This is a genomic window from Amycolatopsis sp. NPDC104587 (assembly GCF_055583645.1).
Map to the genome: position 1 here is coordinate 109698 of NZ_JBVJNO010000016.1, position 25313 is coordinate 135010.

The window sequence follows — 25313 nt, forward strand, 5'->3', positions numbered from 1 at the left end:
ACAGCTTGCGACCTCAACCCGGCTTGAGGTCAACTCATCGCATGCTTTCCATCGGTGAAGCGGCCTCGACGGTGGGGGTCGCGGTGTCCGCGTTGCGCTACTGGGACGAGCGCGGGATCGTGCGCCCCGCCGCGCGCCGCGGCGGCAAGCGGTTCTACGGACCCGACGAGCTGCACCGGCTGGCCGCGGCGAAGATGCTGCAGGACACCGGCCTCTGCAGCCTCGACGAGATCGCCGCCGTGCTGCGCGGCCCGGAGCACGGCGACTGGCGGGCCGTGGTCCGCGCCCGGATCGCCGAGCTCGCCGAGCGGCGGCGGAAGCTCGCCGTCGCGGAGACGTTCCTCGACCACTTCCTGCGCTGCCCGCGGGACCACCCGATCGAGACGTGCCCCTCGCTGCGGGACCACACCGACCGGGTCCTGAACGCCGCGAAGGCCTCCCCACCGGAATAGGGAGGCCTTCGCGAAAAGTACGTCAGGCGACGGAGATGGCCAGCTGGTGCACGCCCGGCCCGTCGGCCGTCACGGACGCTTCGCCGTTGCCGGTGCGGTGCAGCGCGCGCACCGTCCAGTCGCCGGGCGCCGCGTAGAAGCGGAAGTCACCGTCGGCCGAGGAGACGACCTCGCCGGTGAAGTCGCCGCCGCCGTCCAGGAGCCGGACGAACGCGCCGCCGACCGGCCCGTCCGCGCCGGTCACCTTGCCCGCGAGCACAACCTGCCCGCGCGTGTCGTAGTCCGCCGGCGTGGCCTCCTGAACCGGTGCGCCGCAGCTGTCGTCAACCGCCATCACTTGGCTCCCAACTCGACCGGCACGCCGACGAGCGAGCCGTATTCCGTCCATGAACCGTCGTAGTTCTTGACGTCTTCGTGCCCGAGCAGCTCGTGCAGCGCGAACCACGCGATGGACGACCGCTCGCCGATCCGGCAGTAGGCGATGGTGCCCTTGCCGGCGTCGATGCCCTGCTCCTTGTAGAGCTCGTCGATCTCGCTCTCGGTCTTGAAGGTGCCGTCCTCGTTGGCGACCTTCGCCCACGGCACGTTCAGCGCGCCGGGGATGTGGCCGGGAACCTGGGACTGCTCCTGCGGCAGGTGCGCCGGGGCGAGCAGCTTGCCGGAGAACTCGTCCGGCGACCGCACGTCGACGAAGTTCTTCGCGCCGATGGACTGGACGACCTCGTCGCGGAACGCGCGCAGGGACAGGTCCTGGTCCTTGGCCTTGTAGTCGGTGGCGGCGCGCTTGACCTCGTCGGAGCTCAGCTCACGGCCGTCGAGCTCCCACTTCTTGCGCCCGCCGTCGAGCAGCTGGACGTTCTGGTGGCCGTACAGCTTGAAGTACCAGTACGCGTACGCGGCGAACCAGTTGTTGTTGCCGCCGTAGAGGATCACGCGGTCGTCGTTCGAGATGCCCTTCTCCGAGAGGAGCTTCTCGAAGCCCTCCTTGGAGACGAAGTCGCGGCGCACGCCGTCCTGCAGGTCCTTGCGCCAGTCGAACTTCACCGCGCCCCGGATGTGGCCGCCGTCGTACGCGGTGGTGTCCTCGTCGACCTCGGCGAACACGACGCCGGGGGTGTCCAGGTTCTCCTCGGCCCACTGGGTGGTGACCAGGACGTCTTCACGGCTCATGGAACGGACTCTCTTTCTGGGGTTGAACTTTCAGGACGCGCGGGCGGGGGTGAAGCGTTTGATCAGCAAGAACATTTCGCAGCCGAGGCAGAAGTCGAAGGCCGCGTTGAGGAAGGCCGCGAAGAGCGCGAAGGCCGTCGCGACGATGCCGAGCGGGGTGACGTCGAGGGCGAAGCCGATCGTGCCGACGAGCGCGAAGACGAACCCGACGGCCTGGGCGAACCGCAGCGGCGCCGCGTCCTCCCGCTCGTCGGTCGGGCCGAGGCGCGGGGCGACGACCGTGCGGTACACGATCGAGTAGGGCGCGGGCTTGAGCCCGACGAACGCGCCGATGGTGAACACGACGGTCTGGATCGCCAGCAACGGCCACCACTGGGTGACCAGGACGACCGCGAGCACGACCGTGGTCAGGATGGCGGCGAACCGCGGGCCCCGCGGGTCGACGGCCGGTCCGGCGGACATGGTTCCTCCAGCTGGAGCAGAGGGGGTGCGTGCGAACGGCACGCTTCAGCGGCTTCGGGGCTGGCTGGTTCCGGGCGTGGTTCAGCTCCGGTCGGACGGAACGCGACACAGGCTGCTGCGGACGCGGCAGAGGTCGACTGCGCGTCGCTGCGTGAGGAAGTTGGTCAGCCTGGTCACGGGTGCGAGCGTACCCAGCTCTCCCTCAGAGTGGGAACCACGTTCACACTCTGGGAGAAGTTCCGCCATCTGGGACACAGCCCTGGTCAGGGGGTCCGAGCCGTGAGATACGGGCGCAGCGCGTCCAGCAGTTCGGGGCCCTTGGGGACACCGCCGACGCGCAGCAGCTCCCGGCCGTCCGGGGTCAGCGCGATCGTGGTCGGCGTCCGGAGCACGGCGAGGGACTGGGCGACCTCGGGCTGGTTCGTCACGTCGAGCTCGACGTGGTGCAGGCCGTCGGTCCGCTCGGCGAGCGGCGCGAGGACGGCCTTCGCGTGCCGGCAGGGCGCGCAGAAGGTGGTGGAGATCTGGACCAGCGTCACCGCGGACGCCGGGTCGAGCACGGCGGTGACGGGACCGGGCAGCTCACGCACGGGCTTCGCCGCCCGCACCCGGCCGTTGCGCGCCCGCAGCAGCAGCCCGGCGGCCGACCCGGCCACCAGCACCGCCACGAGCACCCACAGCCCCGTCACGCACCGCTCCCTACTTGCTCAAGTCCGCGAAGGACACGTTGGTCGCCTCGCCCTTGATCGTCACCGAACCGCTCTGGACGCGCACGCCGGTCGGGGTGACCGACAGCGGCAGGTCCTTCGTGCTGATCGACGCCCTGAAGTTCGGCAGCAGCGCGTTCTGCACCGCCTGGGGAACGACCGTCGTCTCCTGGTCGTTCCCGAACTGGAGCCGCTTGGGCACGAAGTTGATCGTCCCGCCCTTCGCGTCGGCCTCGATCATCGCGAAGCAGAAGATTTCCAGGTCCTTGCCCGCGAACGAAAGGTGTCCCGAAATGCGGACACCGGTGGTCGACTCGTCGACGGTCTGGCCGTCGGTCGTCGTCGTGGGGGTCGGGGTCGCCTCGGCCTGCCCGGAGTCGCCGTTCTCGACGTAGTCCGTGGTCGCGGGCTCGATCCGCAGCTCCTTGATCTTGTCCAGCGGCGCGAGGCGGGACAGGTCGGCGGCCTTGATGGTGACCGAGCCCGTCAGCTGGCCGATGGTGATCGCCTTCGTGTTGCCGGAGGTGATGTCCGACAGCGGCGCCGTGACGTTCTCCAGCTCGGCGTTCACCGCGACGTCCTGGAGCTTGTCGGCGACCGGCACGCCGGCGGCCGACACGCTGATGTGACCGTACTCACCGCCGAGCGCCTGCGTGAGGAACGGGAAGCCGTGGATCGTCACCGACGGGTCGTCGGTCAGCTGCAGCTGCGTGCGCGCCTTCTGCGAGATCATGTGCTCGGCGTACGCGGCGGCCCCGAAATCGGCGCCGACCAGCAGGAGCGCCAGGACGACGAGGGCGATCACCCAGCGACGCAGCCGGCGCCCCCGGCGTCGCGCGTCCGGCCTCGGTGCGGGTCGGTCGTCCCGGGCCACGGGCCTGCTCACCATCGCGTCCGTACTCCTGTTCGTCGGGTCCACCGGGGTTTCTCCAGGTGTGATCGATCCAGCAAGGGTTAGGTGCCCGGCCGTCGAGCCGCTATTCTCACTTAGCACCGAACAACGCCACCGTGAGGCGACGATTTGTGAAGGCGGTGCGGCTCATGAGCCTGGACCTTCTGGTGCTGACTGCGGAAGCCGATGCCACTTCGGTGCTGCCCGCCCTGGACCTGCTGCCGCACACCGTACGCGTACGCGCTCCCGAGGTGACCGCCCTGCTCGACGCGGGCCACCGTGACGTCATCGTCCTGGACGCGCGCAGCGACCTGGCCTCGGCGAAAAGCCTCTGCCGCCTGCTGAAGGGAGCCGGCGAGGACGAGGCGTCCACCCCGATCATCGCGGTCGTCGGTGAAGGCGGGCTCGTCGCGGTGAGCGCCGAGTGGCGCACCGACGACATCCTCCTGCCGACCGCCGGCCCGGCCGAGGTCGACGCCCGGCTGCGGCTGGTCACCACGCGCGACGGCGGGTCCGCGCAGGTCGACGCCGAGCTGCGGGTCGGCGAGTTGGTCATCGACGAGGCGACCTACACCGCCCGCCTCCGCAAGCGCACCCTCGAACTGACCTACAAGGAGTTCGAGCTGCTCAAGTACCTCGCGCAGCACGCCGGCCGGGTGTTCACCCGCGCCCAGCTGTTGCAGGAGGTGTGGGGTTACGACTTCTTCGGCGGCACGCGCACGGTCGACGTCCACGTGCGGCGGCTGCGCGCCAAGCTCGGCCCGGAGCACGAGCAGATGATCGGCACCGTGCGCAACGTCGGGTACAAGTTCGAGCGGCCGGCCAAGGGTGGCGCGCGTCCGGCGGTGCCCGCGCAGGCCGAGGCCCCGGCGGAGACCCCCGAACTCGCACACTGACGCCACCATCTCAGGACGCCTCGCCAACCCTCGCGTTGCCTCGCCCGCCGAAGCGGCACTTTCACGTGAAAGTGCCGCTTTGAAACGCAAAGCCGCACTTTCACGTGAAAGTGCGGGCTCGCGGGTACGGTCACGGGGTGACCGGAGAAGGCGAATGGCGGCAGGAACTGGACGGCAAGCAGCTCGAGGACGTCCGCGGGCTGCTGCTGGCCGTGCGGGAAGCGGACGGCCGGCCCGAGGTCGCGGCCGAAGGCCCGCTGCCCGGTGAGTTCGACGGCGGTGAGCACCTCGTCGCCTGCGTCGAGGGCGAGGTCGTCGGGTACGTCCACCTCGACACCACCGGCGACTCCTTCGGCCACCAGGTCGCCGAGCTGTTCGTGCACCCCGCCCACCGCAGCCGCGGGTACGGCGCGAAGCTGCTTCAGGCGCTCGACGAGCGCGCCGCGGTCGGGTTCCGGGTCTGGGCCCACGGTGACCACCCCGCGGCGCTCCAGCTGGCCGTGAAGACCGGTTTGGAGCGCAAGCGCGAGCTGCTGATCCTGCACACGGACGTCGAGGGCGCGGACTGGCCCGAGCCGGTGCTGCGCGAAGGCGTCACGCTGCGGACGTTCGTGCCCGGCCAGGACGAGGACGCCGTCGTCCGGGTCAACGCGCGGGCCTTCGACTGGCACCCCGAGCAGGGCGCGCTGACCGCCGAGGACCTCCGCGCCGACGAAGGGCGGGCCTGGTTCGACGCGGACGGCTTCTTCCTCGCCGAGCAGGACGGCAAAGTGATCGGCTTCCACTGGACGAAGGTTCACGAGCCGACGCCGGGCCGGTTCGGCGGCGAGCGTGTCGGCGAGGTCTACGTCGTCGGCGTCGACCCGGCCGCGCAGGGCGGCGGGCTCGGCCGGGCGCTGACGCTCGCCGGGCTGCGGCACCTCGCCGGGCGCGGGCTGCGGCAGATCATCCTGTACGTCGAGGGTGACAACGCACCGGCATTGGCGGTCTACACCAAGCTGGGGTTCGCGCGTCACGAAACCGACGTCCAGTACGGCCGGTGAGCGTTACAAACGCCGTGCCAACAGTCCGTCACAGTGTGCGAACGCCCAGGTCACGGCGGGGACACGACACCCTTTCGGGCTAGTAGCACTGCTCACATCCGGGGCCTTGTTCAACTTCCGTTCACCTGGACAGGGGCGACCGTCCACCGGGGCTGCCTAATGTCCGGATCCGGCGCGGCAGCACGCCGCGACGACCCGGTCAAGCTCCTGATGGAGGAAACAGCAGTGAAGATCATGCGGCCCCTGAGCGCGGTGGGCATCGTCGCGAGCGCCGCCCTCGTGCTCGCCGCCTGCGGTTCCGATCCCGCGGCGTCGAACAGCAGCAGCTCGAACTCGGCTGCCGCCCCGGCCGCGACGGGCACGGCCGACGTGGCGTGCGGCGGCAAGAGCCCGCTGTCCGCGGAAGGTTCGTCGGCCCAGAAGAACGCCATCGACATCTTCACGCAGCAGTACAGCAAGAAGTGCTCCGGCCAGCAGGTCAACTACAACCCGAGCGGTTCGGGCGCGGGCGTCAAGCAGTTCAACGCCAACCAGATCGACTTCGGTGGCTCGGACTCGCCGATCACCGGCGCGGACCTCGAGGCGGCCAACAAGCGCTGCGCGAGCGACGCCTGGAACATCCCGATGGTCGTCGGCCCGGTGGCCGTAGCCTACAAGCTGTCCGGTGTGGACAAGCTGACGCTGACCCCGTCGGTCATCGCCAAGATCTTCTCGGGCTCCGTCACCAAGTGGAACGACCCGGCCATCAAGGGTGTCAAGGGCAACGAGAGCCTGACCCTGCCGGACAAGGCCATCCAGGTCGTCTCCCGCTCCGACGAGTCGGGCACCACCGACAACTTCCAGAAGTACCTGGGTGCGGCGGCGAAGGCCGACTGGACCAAGGGTGCCGGCAAGAAGTTCAACGGTGGCGTCGGCAACGGTGCGCAGGGCTCCAACGGTGTCGCGACCGCGGTGAAGGCCGCCGACGGCGCCATCACCTACGTCGAGGGCGCGTTCGCCAAGGACGGCCTCACCCCGGCCCTGATCGACAGCGGCTCGGGCGGTGTCGAGCTCAACGCGGCGAACGTGGCCAAGTCCCTCGAAGCGGCCAAGTTCCTCAAGGAAGGCTCGAAGGACCTCGCGCTCGACCTCAACGGCATCTACGCCAGCAACGTCGCGGGCGCCTACCCGCTGCTGCTGACGACCTACGAGATCGTGTGCTCGAAGTACGCGAACCCGGACGTCGCGAAGGCCGTCAAGGCGTTCCTGACGGTGTCGGCCACCGACGGCCAGCAGCCGCTGTCCGCCAAGGGATATGTGCCGATCCCGCAGTCGCTGCAGACGAAGGTCCTGGACTCCATCAAGGCCATCGCCTGACCCGCGTCACGAATGACAAGGCTGGACAGAACTAGTCGATGAGCGAGTCATCCTCGACGCGAACGCCCACCGGCGACCCCGGTGGGCGTTCGTCGTCCGCCACAACGCCCCCGGAGGATCCGATTTCGGAGCAACCAGCCTCGGCGGCGGCGCCCGAGCCGCCCGCGAGCGACAAACCGAAGAAGGCGCGGCCCGGTGACCGCATCTTCCAGAACCTGACCACCGGGGCCGGGATCTTCGTCGTCGCCCTGATCGGCCTGATCGGGCTCTTCCTGCTCATCCAGGCGATCCCGGCGCTGCAGGCGGACAACGTCAACTTCCTGACCAACCACGGCTGGTCGACGAACGACCCGGCGAACATGTCGTTCGGCATCCTCGACCTCCTCGAGGTCACGGTGGCGACGTCGCTCGTGGCGCTGGTCATCGCGATGCCGGTCTCGCTGGGCATCGCGCTGTTCCTCACGCAGTATTCGCCGAAGCGCTTGGCGCGGCCCTTCGCCTACGTCATCGACCTGCTCGCCGCCGTGCCGTCGATCATCTTCGGCCTCTGGGGCATCCTGGTCTTCGCGCCGGCCATCGAGCCGTTCTCGCAGTGGATCAACACCACGTTCTCGTGGTTCCCGCTGCTGGCGCCGGGCAACGTCGCGCCGAGCGTGCGCGGCACGATCTTCACCGCCGGCATCGTGCTGGCCGTGATGATCCTGCCGATCATCACGTCGCTCTCGCGCGAGGTCTTCGAGCGCACGCCGACCCCGCACATCGAGGGCGCGCTGGCGCTCGGCGCCACGCGCTGGGAGGTCATCCGCACCACGGTGCTGCCGTTCGGCAAGGCCGGCTACATCGGCGCGTCGATGCTCGGCCTCGGCCGCGCGCTCGGTGAGACGATCGCGCTCGCCGTCATCCTGCTGATCCCGCAGGGCCGCAACTTCGACTGGAGCCTCTTCGACGGCGGCTCGACGTTCGCCTCGAAGATCGCGGCCAACTACAGCGAGTTCAACAACGAGATCTCCGCCGGCGCCTACATCGCAGCCGGCCTCGTGCTGTTCGTGCTCACCTTCCTGGTGAACTTCGCGGCTCGGTCCGTCATCGGCAAGAAGGGAGACTGAGCAATGTCCACCACGCTCGAAGCCCCTGCCACGGCGCCTGCGTTCCAGCAGGTCAGCATGGCCCGCAAGGTCAAGAACGGCCTCGCGACCGTGCTCGTCTGGCTGTCGTTCCTGGTCGCCGTCGTCCCGCTGGTGTGGGTGCTCTACACGGTCGTCGCGAACGGCATCAAGCGCATCCCGTACTCGAACTGGTGGGGCCAGGACCTCGGCAACTACCTGTCCGACGAGGTCGGTGGCGGGGTGCTGCACGCCATCATCGGCAGCCTGCTGCAGGGTCTCGTCTGCGCGATCATCGCGGTGCCGATCGGCATGCTCGTCGCGATCTACCTGGTCGAGTACGGCCGGGGCAAGCTCGCCAAGGCCACGACCTTCATGGTCGACATCCTCTCCGGTGTCCCCTCGATCGTCGCCGCACTGTTCATCTACGCGCTCTGGATCACGACCTTCGGCCTGCCGCGCAGCGGTTTCGCCGTGTCGCTGGCCCTGGTGCTGCTGATGATCCCGGTGGTCGTCCGCTCGTCGGAGGAGATGCTGCGGATCGTCCCGGACGACCTGCGTGAGGCCTCCTACGCGCTGGGTGTGCCGAAGTGGAAGACGATCATGAAGATCGTGCTCCCGACGGCGTTGTCCGGCATCATCGGCGGCATCATGATGGCGCTGGCCCGGGTCATGGGCGAAACCGCGCCGCTGCTGGTCCTGGTCGGCTACTCGGCCTACACGAACTGGGACATCTTCCACGGCGAGCAGGCGGCGCTGCCCCTGCTGATGAACAACGAGCGTGTCACCAACTCGATGGACCCCGGCTCGGTCGGCTTCGACCGGATCTGGGGTGCGGCGCTGACGCTGGTGCTCATCATCGCGATCATCAACCTCCTCGCCACCGTGTTCGCGCGCCTTGTCGCCCCGAAGAAGAAGTGAGCTGTAAGCCATGGCCAAGCGAATCGACGTCAAGGACGTGGACATCTACTACGGCAAGTTCCACGCCGTCGACAGTGTCACCCTTGCCGTGCCGCCCCGCAACGTCACCGCGTTCATCGGCCCGTCCGGCTGCGGCAAGTCGACGGTGCTGCGCACGCTGAACCGCATGCACGAGGTCATCCCCGGCGCCCGCGTCGAGGGTGACGTCCTGCTGGACGGCGAGAACATCTACGCGTCGTCGGTCGACCCGGTGCAGGTGCGCCGCACGATCGGCATGGTGTTCCAGCGCCCCAACCCGTTCCCGACGATGTCCATCAAGGACAACGTCGTCGCGGGCCTGAAGCTCGGTGGCACCAAGGGCAAGAAGACCCTCGACGAGATCGCCGAGCGCGCCCTGCGCGGCGCGAACCTCTGGAACGAGGTCAAGGACCGCCTCAACAAGCCGGGCGGCGGTCTTTCGGGCGGGCAGCAGCAGCGGCTGTGCATCGCCCGCGCGATCGCGGTCCAGCCGGACGTCCTGCTGATGGACGAGCCGTGCTCGGCCCTGGACCCCATTTCGACGCTGGCGATCGAGGACCTGATCGGGGAGCTGAAGAAGGACTACACGATCGTCATCGTCACGCACAACATGCAGCAGGCGGCCCGGGTTTCCGACCAGACGGCGTTCTTCAACCTGGCCGGGGTGGGCCAGCCGGGACGTCTGGTCGAGCTCAACGACACGGAGAAGATCTTCTCCAACCCGGACGAAAAGGCTACGGAAGACTACATTTCCGGCCGTTTCGGCTGAGTCGTCGTTGTGGTCGAAGGCCTTTCTCGCCGGTGCTCGGGGTCGGCGAGAAAGGCCTTCTTCTTTTTGTCAGTCCTTTGTGGATCGGTTCTGTCCGCCGGTTCTGGAAAGCGGTTGTCCCGCACCGATCGCCGTCAGGTAGAGCTTGATCCAGTACTCGTCGACCAGGCCGGCCCGGACGAAGTCCTGCCCGATCGGGAACCCTCCGAAGAGCACCATGTCCTTGCCCGGCAACGCCTTCAGCTCGCCCGCCGGGCCGGCCAGGTGAACCGGCCGGCACGCAAAAAGCCCCCGGCCGGACGGCCAGGGGTTTTTCGCGCAGTGCTCAGATGTCGTCGTCGGTGCCGTAGCCCGGCATCCGGCCGGTGACCACGAAGATCATCCGCTTGGCGACCGACACCGCGTGGTCGGCGTACCGCTCGTAGAAACGGCCGAGCAGCGTGACGTCGACCGCCGCGGCCACGCCGTGCGGCCAGTCGCGGTCCATCAGGACGGTGAAGAGGTGGCGGTGGATGTCGTCCACCTGGTCGTCTTCGGACTCGAGCGTCTTCGCCGCTTCGACGTCCTTCGACTTGATGACCTGCTCGGTCTGCCGGGCCAGCTTCACCGCGACCTCGCCCATCTCGGCGAAGTACCCGCGCACCGCGTCCGGCAGCACGGGTTCGGGGTGGCGCCGCCGCGCGGCCTTCGCCACGTGGAGGGCTAGGTCGCCCATCCGCTCGAGGCTTTCCGCGGCGTGGATCGCCGCCAGCACGGTGCGGAGATCGGTCGCCACGGGCGCCTGCAGGGCGAGCAGCGCGTACGCCTGCTCCTCGCACAGGGCGCGGGCGTCGTCGACCTTGGCGTCGTCGCTGATCACCTGTTCGGCGAGACTGAGGTCGGTCTCCAGCAGTGCCCGCGTGGCACGCTCCATGGCGTCGGCGACCTGGACCGACATCGCGGCCAGGTTGTCGGCGAGCTGTTCGAGTTCGACATGGTAAGCCTCACGCATGGCCCAACCCTACGGGCAACCGTGACCAAACACCGCATCGCCGGGTGAACCGCACGTGAACCCGGACTAACGATCCTCGCGGGTCAGCCCGTGCTGCTCGTCTTCTTGCTGGTCGTCGTCTTGGAAGTGGTCTTGGACGACGACTTCGACGTGCTCGTCGGCGGAGCCTGCTCGCTCGCCGGGATCGGGGCGTTCGGGTCCGGCAGCGGGGTGTTGTTGCGCAGCGCGTCGAAGAGGGCCTTCGTCTTGCTGCGGACGAGGACCTCGTTGCCGCGGCTGTTGGACTCCCCGGTCGTCGGCACGGTGAGGAAGGTGATCTTCGACTGGTCGAGGCCCTTCATGGACTGCGCCAGCGTCATCATCTGCTTGACACCGAGGTTGTCGCCGAAGGTGGCCTTCGCGAAGGCCGTGATGAAGTCGCTGAGCTTGCCGGGGTCGAGCACGACGTCCGACGACATGACCTTCTTCAGCAGCGCGCCGATGAACTCCTGCTGCCGCTTGATCCGGCCGTAGTCGGACGTCGGGTCGCCCTTGACGTGCCGTGCGCGCACGAAGTTCAGCGCCTGGTCGCCGGAGATCGTGACGTCGCCGGTCTCCAGCAGCACCTTGCCGAGGATGGTGTCGTCGATCGGGATCTCGTTGTGGATGGTGACCCCGTGCACGGCGTCGACCATCTCCTTGAAGCCGTTGAAGTCGATCCCGACGAAGTGGTTGATCCGCAGGCCGGTGATCTGCTGGATGACCTTGGTCACGCACGACGGACCGCCGACCGCGTACGCGGTGTTGAGCTTGGCGATCTTCTGCCCGGGGACCTTTTCGTCGGTGTTCTTGTTCTGCGCGGGGTCCCAGCGCTGGCAGTCGGGCCGGTTGATCTCGAGGTCGCGCGGGAACGACGTGACGACGACCCGCTGCCGGTCCGCCGGGATGTGGGCGACCATGACGGTGTCGCTGCGGGCGCCGGGAGTGCTGTCGGCGGTGCCGACCCCTTCCTCGGCGGCCGCGCCGTCCCGGGTGTCGGAGCCCACCATGAGGAAGTTCTCGTCGTTCGCCTGGCCGGCGGCGTCCTGGATGTCGGCGGAGTTCTCGTCGAGCGCGGAGATCTGGGTGAACTTGGCGTCGAAGTAGGTCTGCGCGCCCCACGCACCGCCGATCCCGAGGAAAACGAGCCCCGCGATCACGGCGGCGGCGATCCGGCCGAACCGGATCGAGCGTTCGATCTTCCGCTGCTTCTTCTCCTGGAGCCGGGTCTGCGCGGCCTGCTCGGCCTCTTCTTCGGGAGAAGGCGCAGTGGTGACGACGCGCTGAAGCGCCGTGCGAGTGCTCTCGATCAGCGAAGCCGGCGAGAGACGCTCACGGCGTTCGCGCCGCTTCGCCTCTTCGGCTTCCATCTCGTCGTGCGCGGCCGAGAACCGGGCGAGGGTGTGGTCGATCTTGCGGCGGTACTGGGTCGCCTCGTCGATCGCTTCCATCTCGTCGGTCATGGTCAGCGGATCAAGAGCGGCCCGCGGTGGGACGGCACTCGCCGGTCGCTTGGTCGGAGCGTCCGGGGACACGGCGGCTGCCTCAGCGGCGGCCGTGGCGGCTGCCGCTGCGGCGGCTCGGCGCGGTGCGGGCCCGTCGGGTCGCTGCGACTCGCTCTCGGGAGCGCCCGGACGGCGGGGAGCGGCGCCTTCGGAGGCCGCGCCCGGACGGCGAGGCCCATCGGCGGGGGCGCGGCGAGGTGCGGCCCGGCGCGGGCCAGTGCCTTCGGCCGAGGAACCGGCGCTTTCAGCGGCGGCGCGGCGAGCCGCGGGTCCATCGGGACCGGCTCCGCGGCGGGGGCCAGTGCCCTCGGCCTGGGAGGCCGAGCTTTCGGCAGCGCGGCGAGGTGCGGACCCATCCGGACCGGCTGCGCGCCGGGGGCCAGTGCCCTCGGCTAGGCCGCGGCCCGGCGGGCTGTCAGGTGCGGGCCGGCGGGGACCAGCGGCTTCGGCCGAGGAACCGGCGCTTTCAGCGGCGGCGCGGCGAGCCGCGGGTCCATCGGGACCGGCTGCGCGGCGAGGACCAGTGCCCTCGGCCAGGCCGCGACCCGGCGGGCTGTCAGGTGCGGCCCGGCGAGGACCAGCGGCTTCGGCCTGGGAGCCAGCGCTTTCGGCGGCCCGACGAGGCGCAGGCCCGTCCGGACCAGCCGCACGTCGAGGACCAGCGGCTTCGGCCTGCGAGCCAGCACCTTCGGCAGCCCGACGAGGCGCGGGCCTGGCCGCCGCGCGACCATCAGCCGGAGCTGTACGTCGAGGCTGCTCTGCCTCCTCGGCAGCCGCACCCGGGCGGCGAGGGGCCGTCCCCTCCGGGCCTTCAGGCGCCGGGCGGCGCATTCGCCGTGGGGGCTGGGGTGCCGCCGAGGTCTGCTGCGGGCCCGGGTTGGCCGCCGGCGGGCGGCGCTGGAGGGGGGCCTCCGGCTGGGGGGCCGCCGCCGTCGTGCGGCGGGGCTGGCGGGGGCGGGGCGGGCGCGGTTGACGTGTCGCGTCCGTGGGTACCGAGTTCTCCGCAGGGGCCTGTCGCGGCGTGCGCGGCGGCTGCGGAGCGGGCTCCGCGGCCCGGCGTCCTGGCTGGTCAGGGGGCACGGGGCGAACCCCGGTGGTCTTTGCGACGACGTCCGAAACGCTGAGCCCGCCCTGGTCCTCCATCGACCGGCGTCTGCCGGTGCGGGGACGCGCGGGACCATCGGTGCGGCGACCGGTTCCCGGGCTGTCGTGCTCGTCCGGCACTCGGTCTCCTTTCGCACGGTCGAGGGTTGGGCTCTGGTTGGCCGTCTTCCCCCACAGGAGGTGATCGTTCCCCCGGCGGTTTTCGTTATCGTACGGATACCCCCCGTTCGTGACGACACCCTCCCGGAATTTTCTTCACCTTGAGTCGACGAACGGCCGCTGGGCGTCGACAAACGGGTGAAGGCCGGCATCGGCAATCCGGAGTAATGCCGCGTTTACGTTACTCAGAGTGTGTTATTAACTGCGTGCTTTGCGCGTCGTGATAGGCGACTTTGTTCCGGCCCGCACGTTTCGCCGCATAAAGCAGGGAGTCCGCGCTGCGCAGCTGCCGCTCGGGTGACGTCGGCGCGCCCGCGTGCGCCAGTCCGGCGCTGATGGTGACGTTCAGTCCCGGCTGGAGTTCTGACCAGGGGTGACGGGCGACCCGCAGCCGGGCGGCGTCGACGATGCGCACCGCCTGCCCGGCGTCGACCCCCGGCAGCCACAGCACGAACTCCTCGCCGCCGTAGCGGGCGCAGAAACCGTCCGGCGGCAGCTCCTCCTGGAGGAGGTCGGCCACCCGGCGGAGGACACGGTCGCCGACGAGGTGACCGTACGTGTCGTTCACGCGCTTGAAGCGGTCGAGATCGATGAGCGCGAGGCCCAGCGGCGGCCGCGGCCGGGCCGTCTGGCGGTCGGCGAACGGTCCGTACAACCGCTCGTCGAGGTAACGGCGGTTGTAGCTCGACGTCAGCGCGTCCCGCAGGCTGCCGTCGCGCGCGATGTCCAGCGCGGAGCGAAGGTGCTGGTAGGCGCGGCGCCAGTCGCCCTGGGTGGCGAACAGGCCGGCGATGGCCTCGTGGAGCCGGAGCAGGTCCGGCGCCCGCGGGCTCCGGCGCAGCGCGCCGTCGTCCTCGGCGACCATGCCCACCTCCACCACGCATTGGTTGTCGTCGCAGTGGAGACCGCGCTTGAGGTGTCGGCCCGGCCGAAAGGCGAATTTAGCTCAACGGGACGACGATGGTTACTCTGAGGAGTTGCGCGTTCAGAGTCCGACGAAGGGCTCAAGGCCCTTGAGCTGGGAATATTGGTCTTTGGCCCAGTAACTCACATTAGCCGTTTTGTCGGTCAGCAACTGCTGGTAGTCGCTCCAAGAGACCCAGCGCCAGTCGCCGACCTCGGCCGGGTTGGGCTCGGGCTCGACGTCGGCCCAGGCGGCGAACACCGGGCAGAACTCGTTCTCGACGATCCCCTCGAACGGCGGCGTCCGGTACCGGTACTTCGGCAGCACGCAGTGCAGCCCGGACAGCGACGGCAGCCCGAGCTCGTAACCGGCACGCCGGCTGACGGCGTCCTCGAGCGACTCGCCGGGCGCGGGGTGGCCGCAGACGCTGTTGGTCCAGACCCCCGGCCAGACCTTCTTGTGCAGCGCGCGCTGCGTGATCAACAGTGCGTTGTCGCTGCGACGCAGGACGTAACACGAAAAGGCCAGGTGCAACCGGGTGTGCTCGTGGTGGCTGGCGAGCTTCGGGCCGGTCTCGCCGGTGGGCACGCCGTCCTCGGTGACGAAGACGACCTGCTCGGTTTCGGGTTCGGTCGCGGTATCCACGCGCCCCAGTGAACACGACGGGCCCGAGCGCCTCGTACCGCAAGGCGGGTGGGTTACCGGCGGTCCGCCCGCCCGGGTGACGGGCCGTCACCGCGCGTCGAGGTGCTCCACGATCAGCGAAGTGACGGCTTCCGGCGCCTCTTCCGGCACCCAGTGCGTGACGTCTTCGAGCATTTCGAAGCGGTAGGGCCCGGTGACCCGGTTCGCGGTGTCGAGGGCGGCGGTCGAGCCGAACGAGACGTCTTCGGTGCTCCAGATGTAGAGCGTCGGGACGGAGATCGGCCCGATCTTCCCGCCCGGCCGCCCGGCGCGGTACCAGTTGAGCGCGGCGGTGAGCGCGCCCGGCTCGGACAGCCGCCGCACGTAGTCGTCGACCTTGCTCGGCGAGACGCGCCGCTCGAACATGTCCCGCAGCGCGCGGGCGTCGTTCTCGAGCATCCGCCGCTCGGTGACGCGCGTCTGCCGCCACTCGGTCATGTACTGCGTCCGCAGGTACTGGTCTTCGTCGTTCTTCATGGCATCGGCGAGCGCGGCGGGATGCGGCGTCGAGACGACGGTGAGGCTGCGCAGCCGCTCGGGGTGCATGTCGGCGGTCCACCAGGCGACAGCGCCACCCCAGTCGTGCCCGACGAGGTCGAACTGCCCCCACCCGAGCCGCTCGGCGACGGCGACGACGTCCCCGACGAGGTGGTCGATCGAGTAGTCGGAGGCCGCTTCGGGCCGCACATCAGGCGAATAACCCCGCTGATCGGGCGCGACGGCCCGGTACCCGAGCACCCCGAGGGTGGCGACCTGGTGCTCCCATTCGGTCGCGGCTTCGGGAAAACCGTGCAGCAACAGCACGGGCCGCCCGTCTTCGGGCCCGGCGGCGATGGCGTCGAAGGAACCGGCCTCGGTGGGGATGCTGATGTGGTCGATCACGCGCCCGAATCTACTTCGCGCGGTTGAACGGGTGGTGGCCGGTCAGAACCGTTCGCTCGGTCGAGGAGGCGGTCAACACACCGACGGTGGTGGTGACCTGATCTTGAGAGACAGCGTGCGGATGTCCTCGATGTCCTTCGGCCTGCGCAGCATCTGCTTGTACTTCAAGACGTCCGCGAGCGGGGCGAACGGGATGCCGTCGATGAGTTCAGCACGCGCGATCAGGTCGTCGGTATCCCAGTCAGGCGAGATCCAGCGCTCCGAGAACTCGATGCGGCCGCCGCCGAGCTTCCGGAGCCGGTCACCGGTCACCGAGCCTGTGCCGGCGACGCCGTGAGTTTCGGCGAAGCGCCAGGCATCGCCGCGTGCAACAACGTCCAGGTCGTTCAGTTTCTCGGTGAGGTTGTGCGCGAACATCGGCGCGCCGCCGAAGACAACATAGTCGCGGGGGTCCAGACCGAACTCGGTCAACTGCCGGAAAAGCGGATGGTGGCAAAGGCTGATGACCACGGTCATTCCTTCGGTGGTGCGGGCGTGCGGTGGCGGCGGAGCCAGTCGAGCAGGATGCGCTCCTCCGCTTCGGGATCGGCTGCTTCATCCTGGGGTGATGGCAAGGCGCCCAGCGCACGGATGATCTCCGGGCGCTCTGTAGGCGCGCTGCCCTCCAGCGCCTTCTGCAGTCGATCAGTTTCGAATCGTTCCTGTACTTCGGTACGGCGCAACCGAAGCCACGCCTTCGTCACCATCGACAGTGCCACAACGAGGGGGACGGTGATCCATTCCGGGTGGCCGAACAGGATGGCGGACACCGCCGGCTCACAACGTCGCCGTACGGTTGCCCTCGGCGATCTCCGTGAGGGCGTGGTGGTCATGGACATAGAGCACTTGGCGGCCGGTGCCGATCACGTGCTGCTCCTTGAACGCCCGGACGATCTTCTTGACGGAGTCGAGTGAGGCGCCCGTCAACGCCGCGACGTCCTGCTGGCTCAGCGGCACGGCGAGCCCGGTGTCGGTGGTGCGACCGATGCCGTTCTTGGCCAGCTCGAGCAGGGCCTTGGCGACCTTCTGCTCCACTGCCAGGTCGGATTCGACGATCTTGTTCGTGGCCTGAGAGACGCGCTCGTCGGCGGCCACGAGCTGGGCGTACATCGCACGGGGGTGATCAAGGAGGAACTTCCGCCACGCCGACGCGGACAGGTGCAGAACTTCCACCGCATCCATGGCGATTGCGCTGGCGGTGCGCGGCTGTGGTCGGACGGCGGCCATTTCGCCGACTGTTTCCCGGGGCCCGCGAATGGCGACGATCCGTGGTCGCGTACCCAGGACCACCTTGATGTGACCCTTCTTGATGAGCAGGGCGAAGTCCGTCGCCTCGCCTTCCCGGAAGAACGTGTGTCCCTCCTCGCGGTGAAGGACCTGGCCCACCTTGTCCAGGTGGAGCAGTTCCTCCTCGGTGAGGAGCGGTTGCGCTTGATCTTGGAGCGGATCCGCCATGTTTGAAAGGATAGAATTACACTTAGGCAGGGGTCAAGTACTCCACTTGGAAGCTTATCCTTCCGCGAGAAGGTCGCTGACCTGCGTGATCTTGATAAGCGGTCCGTACAGCCGCATGATGTCCAACGCCTTTGTGTGGCTCTCGTCGTCGACACCCGCGCAGGCGTCCGAAACCACGGTCACGGACACGCCCGCATCCGCCGCAGCCAATGCCGTCGACAGCACGCAGCAGTCCGTTGACACTCCCGCCAGCAGCAGCCGGGACCCACCCACTCGGGTCGCCATCCGTGGGGTCCACTTGCCGAACGTCGTCGCGTCCACTGTGGACGACGGCTGGAATCCCGCCACCACCTGGTACAGCCGTGAATCCGGTGGCTGCAACGCGAACGGCCACCGCTCGTAATACTGCTTCCACGCCCCGTCCGGACGCGCGGGTGCGACGAACCGCGTGAACACCACGTTGTCGCCGAAGGCCGTCACCAGGCGCTGGATCGGGGGAACCACCTCGGCGAACCGCGGGGTGAACCACGGGCTCGCCTGGTCGGCGAACACGTTCTGCAGGTCGATGACCGCCAGTACCGATCTCACACGGCCTCCTGTGCCCGGATGCGTTGCCGGGTAACCAAAGTCGCCAGGAAGCCCAGGGCCAGTGCCAGCAGCACGCCGAGGTTCGCGAACGCCCACGAGCCGTCGCGGCCGCCGAGGCCGAACGGCTCCAGCAGGTAACCCTGCCACTTCAGCCAGTCCGCCGACGTGTTCGTCACCAGGCCCCAGCCGAGCGCCGTCGCCACCAGCACCACGGCGATCGGCCCGACGCGGATGTCGCCGTAGCGGCCGGCCCGGTCGAACAGCTCCCGCTCCGCGTAGTCGCGGCGCCGCAGCAGGACGTCCGCGAGCATCACGCCGCACCACGCCGCCACCGGCACGCCCAGCGTCACCAGGAACCCCTGGAACTGGCCGAGGAACTCGCCGCCGAAGAACACGATGTAGACCGTGCCGAGGATCATCAGCACACCGTCGACCAGCGCCGCCACCGGACGCGGCACGCGCAGGCCCGCCGACAGCAGCGCCAGCCCGGACGAATAGATGTCCAGCACCGCGCCGCCGACCAGGCCGAGCACCGCGACGATCGCGAACGGCACCAGGAACCACAGCGGCAGCAACGTCGTCAGCGCGCCGATCGGGTCCTTCGCGATCGCGTCGTTGAGCGAGGGTGACGACCCGGCCAGCAGCAGCCCGAACACCAGCAGCACCAGCGGCGCCACCGACGCGCCGAACGTCGTCCAGCCGACCACGCCGCGCCCGGACGACGAGCGCGGCAGGTAGCGCGAGTAGTCCGCCGCCGCGTTGACCCAGCCGAGGCCGAAGCCGGTCATCAGGAACACCAGCGCGCCGACCCACTGCTGCGCCGAGCCGGACGGCAGCGCGCGCACCGCGTCCCAGTGGATGTCGCCCACCACGAGGACCACGTAGACCACCGTGAGCACCCCGGTGATCCAGGTGATCCACGTCTGCAGCTTCATGATCGCGTCGAACCCGAGCACGCCGGCGGCGACGGTCAGCGCGGCGACCACGACCAGCGCCACCACCTTCGTCGCCGTGCCGCCGCCCCAGCCGAGACGTTCGAACACCGTCGACGTCGCCAGTGTCGCGAGCGCGGTTAGCACGGTTTCCCAGCCGACCGTGAGCAGCCACGAGATCGCGGACGGCAGCCGGTTGCCGCGGACGCCGAAGGCCGCGCGCGAGAGCAGCATCGTCGGCGCCGAACCGCGTTTGCCGGCGATCGCGATGAACCCGCACAGCAGGAACGAGAACAGGATGCCGACCACACCTGCGACCAGCGCCTGCCAGAACGAGATGCCGAAGCCGAGCGTGAACGAGCCGTAGCTCAGCCCCAGCACCGAGACGTTCGCGCCGAACCACGGCCAGAACAGCTGCCGCGGCGTGCCGCGGCGCTCGGCGTCGGTGATCACGTCGAGGCCGTTGGTCTCCACCTTGAGCTTGCGTTCGGTACCGGTCATGACCCGTCCCTGGTCAGTAGGTGGTCGATCGCCGCGCGGTCCGGCGCGGTCGCCGGGCCGCGGCGGGTCACCGAGAGCGCGGCCGCCGCGTTCGCGCGCACGGCGGCGTCGAGGAGGGTACTGCCGCGGAGCAGCTCAGCGGCCAGAACTCCACAGTGCGTGTCGCCCGCGCCGTTGGTGTCGACGGCGTCGACCGCGAAGCCCGGGACCTCGGTGGTCCGGCCGTGCTCGTGGACCCGGCAGCCCTTCGCGCCGTCGCGGACGACGGCGACCGGCGGAAGCTCGCCGAGCACGGCGGCTTCGCGTGTGTTGCAGCTCAATATGTCTATTGTGGACAGTAGGGCATGGAGGTCTCCAGGGGTGATGTCGCTGACGAGGGGGCCGGGATCGAACAGGATCCGCGTGCCGGGAAACCGGGGCAGCCAGTCGAGAAGCGCCGCACGGTTGGTCTTATGCAACAGACTGTAGCCGGTCACGTACACGATGTCGTCATCCTTTGGGACGACATCGTCGAGCGCCTTCAGTCGTCCCTCGGCGCCGGTGCCGGTCGCGAAGGTGCGTTCGCCGGTCGGGTCGACCAGCGCGACGACCACGCCGGTGTCCAGGTCCGGCGTCGGTTCGTGGGCAAGTTCGACCCCCTCGGCGGCCAGCGCGGTCCGGGCCAGGTCGCCGAGGCCACCGACACCGTGGCTACCCGCGTAGAGCACGCGGGCGCCGGACCGCGCGGCCGCGGCCATGACGTTGAAACCGCCGCCCGGCACCAGGCTCGTCGAAGACGCCAGCACGTCGCCGCCGGGCGGCGGCAGGGCCGGCACCACCATCACCAGGTCGAGGACGACCTGGCCGGTGTGCACCAGCCGCCCGGTCATCGCCGGCGCAGCCGCAGGAGCTCGTCGACGAGCGGCCCGAACTCGAGCCGGTTCACGGAAAGCACGGTCTCGACGACGTCCGGGCGGAACGCGCCGACTCCGCGCGTGGCGCCGAGCATCGCCCCGCAGATCGCCGCGACGGTGTCGGTGTCCCCGCCGAGCCCGGCGGCCAGGCGCAGCGCCGCCGGCGGGTCGTCACCCATGGCCTCGGCCAGCGCGAACGCGGCCACGACGGACTCCTGCGACGCGACCGACGTGCCGATCACCCGGGCGACCGCGTCGGCGACGGCGGCCGGCGCCATGCCCCGCACCCAGCCGCGCGCCCAGCGGATCCGCGCGGCGATCTCCCCGCCCGGCGCCCAGTGCCCGCGTTCCCCGCCGACCACGGCGGCGCGCTCACCCGCGTCGAGCGCTTCGGCCGGCTCGGCGCCGTCCACCCCGGCCGAGACGACGGCGGCGACCGCGGCGGCGGCCGCGATGCCCAGGCTGGTGTTGTGCGTGACGCGCGCGGTCGCGACGACGGCGTCGACCAGGCGGTGCAGGTCGTCCGAGGGGGTCGCGATGCCGACCGGCGTGACCCGCATGGCGGCGCCGTTGGTGGTGCCGGTGCGCCCGGCCTCGTCGGCCGGAACACCGTCCTGCAGGCGGGAAAGCGCGCGTTTGGTCGACGGGCCGAGCAGGTCCGCGGAGCCGCGGCGGACCATGTCGGCTTCCCAGATGAGCAGCGCGTCGGCGAACACGTGCGGTTCGACGGTGCCGCGGCCGTCGATGAGCAGCCGCGCCAGCAGCACGGCCTGCTCGGTGTCGTCGGTGACCGAGCCGGCGGGCATCAGCGGTGCGACCGGCTGCTCGGCGACGGCGGTGAGCAGCCCGGTGACCGGCCCGTAGGCGGCGGCGATCGCGGCCCGGGACATCGACTGCGTCGGCATCCCGAGCGCGTCGCCGACCGCCAGCCCGGTGAACGCACCGAGCGCCCGGTCCCGCGCGTTCACCGGTGTCCGAAGGTGAGGTGGAACTGGAAGCGGTCCGGGTCCAGCAGGCTGACCACGTGCTCGACCAGCCGGCCCTCGACGTCGACGGAGGTGCGTTCGGCCCGCAGGAACAGCTCGCCGATGGAGCGGCCGAGGAGCTCGGCGCCGCGGGCGTCCAGCCGTTCGGTGCTGATCCACTGGTCACCGCCGACGGAGATCCGGCCGGCGGCTTCGAGCGTCTTGGTCAGGGAGCCGTCCCGCAGGCCGGTCTCGGGGAGCTCGGCGAGCGGGCCGACCGCGGGCACGGTGGCGGTTTCGAGCGAGACCCCGCGGTGGTGCTCCCGCCGCAGCCGCCGCACGGCGACGTAGGTCTTCTCGCCGAACTCTTCCTCGAGGGCCTGGTCTTCGACGGTCTCGATGCCGAGGAGCTCGGTGGTGACGGGCGCCCCGGCGTCGGCGAGCGCGCGGGCCCAGCCGATCCGCTGGTCGAGCTGGACGCCGTCGAAGGTGACGAACGAGCCGACGCCGGCTTGGGTGGAGATGAGCTCGAGCTGCTGCAGTTCGGAGAGCGCGCTGCGGACGGTGCCGCGGCTGACCTGGTACTGCAGGGCGAGCTGGTTCTCGCCGGGGAGGCGCTCGCCGTGGGCGAGGCGCCCGGAGCGGATCAGCTCCGCGAGGTCGCCGACCAGGTGCTGCTTCTTGCCGTACATGTACACACCTGTACACCGGCGGCGAGGCCTGGTCAAGCGGCGACGAGCGTCCTGACCTCGGCCGATGCCTCCCGGGCCACCAGCTCACCGGCTTCCTTGGCCGCGGCGCCGGCGACCACCATGATCACCGCGAACGAGCCGACGAAGAGGACCGTGCTCAGCCACACCATGGTCGAGATGGGCAGGGTGAAGGCGCCGACCACCCGCGCGGCGCTTTCGAGCATGAACCCGACACCCCAGATGATGCCGGCCCGGCGCAGGACGGTGGCGAACCGCGCGTTGCCCTCGAGGCGTTCCCACGCGGCTTCGTGATCGGCCTTGCCATGGGTGAGGAACGGGCGCATGGCCTTGGTCATGATCGGCTGCGCGGTGAACGCGGAGATCAGGATGACCAGCCCGATGAACCCACTCCCGATCGAGTCCTTGGCGATCATCATCCGCGCGTCCCCGGCGACGAAGGTCAGCAGCATGCCGACGACGTTGGTCACGAGGACGACCAGCGCGAGGCCGTTGATGGTGCGGTTCCGGGCGAACTGGAAGAGGGTGCGGGCGAGCGGGACCACGCCGAAGAGGGCGAGCGCGGTGAAGTCGTTCACCCCGAAGGCGTGAAGCCCGTAGTAGACGCCCAGCGGCACGGCGATCTCAACGCCGAGCGTCCGGAGGAGGGAACCGAGGCCTGCTTCGTTCGTGGTCATGGGAAAAGCTTGTCGCTGGAAGGGGTTTCGCGGAGATGCGATCCGCCACGATCGGGGGATGACAGATGTCACGACCTCACGTTCGGCCCGGCTGCGTCGTCGAACGGGTATGGCGACATTTCTGCGTTTCACGATCGGCCTGCAGACCTTGGCCGTGTTTCTCTCGCCGGTTACGGCCGGCCTGTTGTTGACCACGCCCAACGGGCATTCGCTGCACAGCGCGGCCGCGTACACGGTGTTCGTGGTGGCGATGGTGCACGTCGTGGCCGCGGTTCTGGCGTGGCGACCGGGCGGAGGCTCACCCCGGCCGATCGTCTCGGCGGGGGTGTTCTTCGGGCTGGTGCTGGCGCAGGTGGTGCTGGGCATTGCGCACGTGACCGTGGTGCACGTGCCACTGGGAGTGGCGTTGTTCGGGTTCAGCCTGCTGCAGCTCAGCCGCCGCTCAAGAGTTCCGCTCGCGTCGAGGCGGACCACTGGCTTCGCGGCAGGAGGTGCTGGAGCACGGTGAGGCTGCGCGAGCACGACGAAGGGCCAGGCGGGCGTGCCCGGCGAGCAGGTCGTGGCGGTGACCCGGTTCAGCCTCGACGCCGATCATCCTCGAAGGCATTCTCGGCGTGGTCCGCTGGAGGCCGATGCCGCGCCGGCCCGCAGCCGATCACGTTCTCTGCTTCGGTGTTCGGACCGGGCAGGCCCGCCGGCTGCGTCAGGTGCGTCGTCGGCAACGGCTCCGGTCGAGCGTGGTCGGGGTCAACGGTGCCGTTCAGACAGGCCTGCTTCGAGCACCGTGAGGTCGCGCACCGCGTAACGGTGGTGCTCGGCTTCTTCCTTCAGCACCACCTTGAGGCAACGGCGAACCACGTACTCCTGGTCGGGATACATCTCGGCAGGCTTGCGGCCGCACACCCGGTCGAGCTCGGCAGCGGTGAGCCCGTCGACGACACGCCGCATCGCGGCCATGCGGGCGAGCCTGGGCGCGAGCACCTCGTCGAGTTGCGGGTCGGCGCTGAGGGTGAGGCCGAGCTTCGTCGCCTCCTCGGGTGGTGTTCCTCCGGCCGCGAAGCCGAGCGGGTGGTAGGGCGCGTCCTCTTCGAGCACGGCGTTTCCAAGCCAGGCGTCGGAGGCGAACAGGAGGTGTCGTTGGGTTTCGACGAATGACCACTCGCCGTCGACCTGCTCGTGCAGTTTGGCCTGGGGCAGCAGTCTCGCCCGGTCGAGCGTCGAGCTCCACGCGGTCTCGATGGCGTCCCAGGCAGCCCGGTAGTCCTCGGGAGAAGCCGCGTTCCGCGCCAGCACCCGCGCAGGGTGCCGGGCGTCGAGCTCACCCTCGACGTAGGCGGTCACGTCCACGTCGTTGACGACGAGGCGCTCGAAGTAACCACCGAGGTAGACGTCGCTGCCGTAGCAGTCGACGATCTTCAGGCCGTTCACCTCGCAATCGCGGATTTCGAGGCCGGCGAGGTCGCACAGGTGGATGCGAGCACTCCGGAACTGGTCGCTCTGGACGTATTCGGAGACCATCGATGAAGTCTCACCCATCCGCTCCGGCCGCGCCATGTTCGGCAGCAGCAGCGGTGTCGGGCCAGTTCCAGCGAAGCCCGAAACACCCCGGGCGCACGTTGCCCGCCGCGGCCGCGAACTCCGTCGCGGTCCGCCGGACGCCCCGGTGCGGGCCGGGTGCCACGACGGCGACCGCGGCCGGTGTCATCGGTGGTGTGAACACCGCCGTCAGCCGCAGATCCCGCACCGTGCGGTGGGTCCGGAGGAACCAGTGGTCATTGCGGACGTCGTCGTCGAACAGCACCTCGTACTCGATCCGGCCGGTTTCGGCCGCGAGCAGCGGCCGGTCCAGCTCCAGCTCCATCAACGCGAGCCCTTGCCCGGCGACGACCCGGTAGCTGCGCAGGACACAACCGCGCGTTCTGCCGAGCACGGGAATCCGCTCACGCGAAGCACCTCGCACCAGCACGACGGCACTGCGGGCTGCCCCCGCGGCGAGCAGCGTCACGGCCGCGACCAGTCGCTGGTTCACGCCCTCGCGGTCGAGGTACAGGGTGTCGTGACGGGTGACCGTGCGCACCGGCGGCACAGCGCATTCGGCCAGCGCGTCGCGCAGGGAAACCGGTGCGCCCCAGGCGTTTGCCATCCGGTGTACGTCCTGAGTGGACCGTGCCGCCCGGCCCCGGCCACGGCGGGCGCCGAGCAACGCGGACAGTTCGCCATCACGCAGCCGCAGAACCTCCTCCAACGCGGCCAGCGCCGAATCCACGTCACGTTCGGGCCGGCTACGACCGCTGCCCCAGTAGCTCAGAGTCGCGACGCTGACCTTCGTCCCCCGCATTTCGAGGGCACGCTGGAGCTGGCGCAAGCTGAGCCCGGCACGGCTGATGGCGGTGCTGAGCGCGCAGGCGAAGGACGTCTCAGGCATGCGTCGATGATCCACGTTTCGGTCGCGGAGTACGAGTCCCGAATAACTGTTAACGACTTTCGCGGGGTACCTCGCCGAGGCGACGCTCGTAG

At 69.6% G+C, this 25313-nt stretch carries 31 protein-coding genes; 8 read left to right on the plus strand and 23 right to left on the minus strand.

All coding sequences use genetic code 11. From position 1 onward, the window contains the following. The first annotated feature begins 41 nt into the window (after positions 1–41). A complete protein-coding gene (locus ACZ61C_RS39215) occupies positions 42–452 on the plus strand; it encodes a MerR family transcriptional regulator (protein WP_465312989.1) in 411 nt (136 codons plus the stop codon). Positions 453–474: 22 nt separating this feature from the next. On the opposite strand, the gene ACZ61C_RS39220 is transcribed toward ACZ61C_RS39215, so the two are convergent. The 5 genes from ACZ61C_RS39220 to ACZ61C_RS39240 all read right to left on the minus strand — a co-directional run bounded on the left by ACZ61C_RS39220 (position 475) and on the right by ACZ61C_RS39240 (position 3680). Then, entirely contained in the window at positions 475–786 is a 312-nt protein-coding gene (locus ACZ61C_RS39220) for a DUF1416 domain-containing protein (protein ID WP_465312990.1), read from the minus strand. Next, complete coding sequence (locus tag ACZ61C_RS39225) at positions 786–1622, minus strand: sulfurtransferase (protein WP_465312991.1); 837 nt, start codon at positions 1620–1622, stop codon at positions 786–788. Before ACZ61C_RS39225 ends, ACZ61C_RS39220 begins: the two co-directional genes overlap by 1 nt. A 30-nt stretch (positions 1623–1652) precedes the next feature. Beyond that, positions 1653–2084, minus strand: coding sequence for a DUF4395 domain-containing protein (locus ACZ61C_RS39230; protein ID WP_465312992.1), 432 nt, complete (start codon positions 2082–2084; stop codon positions 1653–1655). 263 nt (positions 2085–2347) lie between these two features. Further along, positions 2348–2773, minus strand: coding sequence for a TlpA family protein disulfide reductase (locus tag ACZ61C_RS39235; RefSeq protein WP_465312993.1), 426 nt, complete (start codon positions 2771–2773; stop codon positions 2348–2350). A 10-nt stretch (positions 2774–2783) separates the two neighbouring features. Next, a complete protein-coding gene (locus ACZ61C_RS39240; protein WP_465312994.1) occupies positions 2784–3680 on the minus strand; it encodes an LmeA family phospholipid-binding protein in 897 nt (298 codons plus the stop codon). 152 nt (positions 3681–3832) lie between these two features. Here ACZ61C_RS39240 and ACZ61C_RS39245 point away from each other — a divergent pair, with 152 nt between their 5' ends. From ACZ61C_RS39245 to pstB, 6 genes are all read left to right on the plus strand, one after another. After that, positions 3833–4579, plus strand: a complete 747-nt coding sequence (locus ACZ61C_RS39245; RefSeq protein ID WP_465312995.1) for a winged helix-turn-helix transcriptional regulator — start codon at positions 3833–3835, stop codon at positions 4577–4579. Positions 4580–4716: 137 nt separating this feature from the next. After that, complete coding sequence (gene mshD, locus ACZ61C_RS39250; RefSeq protein ID WP_465312996.1) at positions 4717–5622, plus strand: mycothiol synthase; 906 nt, start codon at positions 4717–4719, stop codon at positions 5620–5622. 225 nt (positions 5623–5847) lie between these two features. After that, the gene (gene pstS / locus ACZ61C_RS39255; RefSeq protein WP_465312997.1) at positions 5848–6978 is read left to right on the plus strand and encodes a phosphate ABC transporter substrate-binding protein PstS; all 1131 of its coding nucleotides are present in this window, start codon (positions 5848–5850) and stop codon (positions 6976–6978) included. 38 nt (positions 6979–7016) lie between these two features. After that, positions 7017–8084: a phosphate ABC transporter permease subunit PstC gene (gene pstC / locus ACZ61C_RS39260; RefSeq protein ID WP_465312998.1), complete on the plus strand. Its 1068-nt coding sequence runs from the start codon at positions 7017–7019 to the stop codon at positions 8082–8084. A 3-nt stretch (positions 8085–8087) separates the two neighbouring features. Next, entirely contained in the window at positions 8088–9002 is a 915-nt protein-coding gene (gene pstA, locus ACZ61C_RS39265; protein WP_465312999.1) for a phosphate ABC transporter permease PstA, read from the plus strand. Between the two features lie 10 nt (positions 9003–9012). Beyond that, positions 9013–9789: a phosphate ABC transporter ATP-binding protein PstB gene (gene pstB / locus ACZ61C_RS39270; protein WP_465313000.1), complete on the plus strand. Its 777-nt coding sequence runs from the start codon at positions 9013–9015 to the stop codon at positions 9787–9789. A gap of 69 nt (positions 9790–9858) precedes the next feature. Here pstB and ACZ61C_RS39275 read toward each other — a convergent pair whose 3' ends face one another. From ACZ61C_RS39275 to ACZ61C_RS39350, 16 genes are all read right to left on the minus strand, one after another. Next, positions 9859–10008: a hypothetical protein gene (locus tag ACZ61C_RS39275; RefSeq protein WP_465313001.1), complete on the minus strand. Its 150-nt coding sequence runs from the start codon at positions 10006–10008 to the stop codon at positions 9859–9861. 106 nt (positions 10009–10114) lie between these two features. Then, positions 10115–10780, minus strand: a complete 666-nt coding sequence (gene phoU / locus ACZ61C_RS39280) for a phosphate signaling complex protein PhoU (RefSeq protein ID WP_465313002.1) — start codon at positions 10778–10780, stop codon at positions 10115–10117. A gap of 83 nt (positions 10781–10863) precedes the next feature. Beyond that, positions 10864–12261: an LCP family protein gene (locus ACZ61C_RS39285; protein ID WP_465313003.1), complete on the minus strand. Its 1398-nt coding sequence runs from the start codon at positions 12259–12261 to the stop codon at positions 10864–10866. A gap of 434 nt (positions 12262–12695) precedes the next feature. Continuing rightward, a complete protein-coding gene (locus tag ACZ61C_RS39290) occupies positions 12696–13034 on the minus strand; it encodes a hypothetical protein (protein WP_465313004.1) in 339 nt (112 codons plus the stop codon). A gap of 713 nt (positions 13035–13747) precedes the next feature. After that, the gene (locus tag ACZ61C_RS39295; RefSeq protein ID WP_465313005.1) at positions 13748–14431 is read right to left on the minus strand and encodes a GGDEF domain-containing protein; all 684 of its coding nucleotides are present in this window, start codon (positions 14429–14431) and stop codon (positions 13748–13750) included. A 120-nt stretch (positions 14432–14551) separates the two neighbouring features. Continuing rightward, positions 14552–15115, minus strand: coding sequence for an isopentenyl-diphosphate Delta-isomerase (idi, locus tag ACZ61C_RS39300; RefSeq protein WP_465313006.1), 564 nt, complete (start codon positions 15113–15115; stop codon positions 14552–14554). Between the two features lie 87 nt (positions 15116–15202). Beyond that, positions 15203–16036 carry an alpha/beta fold hydrolase gene (locus ACZ61C_RS39305; protein WP_465313007.1) on the minus strand — a complete coding sequence of 278 codons (834 nt, stop codon included), beginning with the start codon at positions 16034–16036 and terminating at the stop codon, positions 15203–15205. Positions 16037–16108: 72 nt separating this feature from the next. Beyond that, a complete protein-coding gene (locus tag ACZ61C_RS39310; protein WP_465313008.1) occupies positions 16109–16552 on the minus strand; it encodes a hypothetical protein in 444 nt (147 codons plus the stop codon). After that, entirely contained in the window at positions 16549–16845 is a 297-nt protein-coding gene (locus ACZ61C_RS39315; protein WP_465313009.1) for a hypothetical protein, read from the minus strand. The genes ACZ61C_RS39310 and ACZ61C_RS39315 overlap by 4 nt, the downstream gene beginning before the upstream one ends. A 7-nt stretch (positions 16846–16852) precedes the next feature. Next, positions 16853–17530 carry a Crp/Fnr family transcriptional regulator gene (locus ACZ61C_RS39320; protein WP_465313010.1) on the minus strand — a complete coding sequence of 226 codons (678 nt, stop codon included), beginning with the start codon at positions 17528–17530 and terminating at the stop codon, positions 16853–16855. A 54-nt stretch (positions 17531–17584) separates the two neighbouring features. Further along, the gene (locus ACZ61C_RS39325; protein WP_465313011.1) at positions 17585–18118 is read right to left on the minus strand and encodes a cysteine hydrolase family protein; all 534 of its coding nucleotides are present in this window, start codon (positions 18116–18118) and stop codon (positions 17585–17587) included. Then, on the minus strand, positions 18115–19551 hold the full coding sequence (locus ACZ61C_RS39330) for a purine-cytosine permease family protein (protein WP_465313012.1): 1437 nt from the start codon (positions 19549–19551) through the stop codon (positions 18115–18117). Before ACZ61C_RS39330 ends, ACZ61C_RS39325 begins: the two co-directional genes overlap by 4 nt. Then, positions 19548–20420, minus strand: a complete 873-nt coding sequence (locus tag ACZ61C_RS39335; protein ID WP_465313013.1) for a PfkB family carbohydrate kinase — start codon at positions 20418–20420, stop codon at positions 19548–19550. The genes ACZ61C_RS39330 and ACZ61C_RS39335 overlap by 4 nt, the downstream gene beginning before the upstream one ends. Next, positions 20417–21412: an ADP-ribosylglycohydrolase family protein gene (locus ACZ61C_RS39340; RefSeq protein ID WP_465313014.1), complete on the minus strand. Its 996-nt coding sequence runs from the start codon at positions 21410–21412 to the stop codon at positions 20417–20419. Before ACZ61C_RS39340 ends, ACZ61C_RS39335 begins: the two co-directional genes overlap by 4 nt. Then, positions 21409–22101, minus strand: a complete 693-nt coding sequence (locus tag ACZ61C_RS39345) for a GntR family transcriptional regulator (RefSeq protein WP_465313015.1) — start codon at positions 22099–22101, stop codon at positions 21409–21411. The genes ACZ61C_RS39340 and ACZ61C_RS39345 overlap by 4 nt, the downstream gene beginning before the upstream one ends. A 32-nt stretch (positions 22102–22133) precedes the next feature. Next, the gene (locus ACZ61C_RS39350; RefSeq protein WP_465313016.1) at positions 22134–22796 is read right to left on the minus strand and encodes a VC0807 family protein; all 663 of its coding nucleotides are present in this window, start codon (positions 22794–22796) and stop codon (positions 22134–22136) included. A gap of 58 nt (positions 22797–22854) precedes the next feature. Between ACZ61C_RS39350 and ACZ61C_RS39355 the strand changes: the two genes are divergently transcribed. Beyond that, positions 22855–23304, plus strand: coding sequence for a hypothetical protein (locus tag ACZ61C_RS39355; RefSeq protein ID WP_465313017.1), 450 nt, complete (start codon positions 22855–22857; stop codon positions 23302–23304). A 239-nt stretch (positions 23305–23543) separates the two neighbouring features. Here ACZ61C_RS39355 and ACZ61C_RS39360 read toward each other — a convergent pair whose 3' ends face one another. Next, entirely contained in the window at positions 23544–24350 is an 807-nt protein-coding gene (locus tag ACZ61C_RS39360; RefSeq protein ID WP_465313018.1) for a DinB family protein, read from the minus strand. After that, positions 24325–25221, minus strand: a complete 897-nt coding sequence (locus ACZ61C_RS39365) for a hypothetical protein (protein WP_465313019.1) — start codon at positions 25219–25221, stop codon at positions 24325–24327. Before ACZ61C_RS39365 ends, ACZ61C_RS39360 begins: the two co-directional genes overlap by 26 nt. Between the last annotated feature and the right edge of the window lie 92 nt (positions 25222–25313).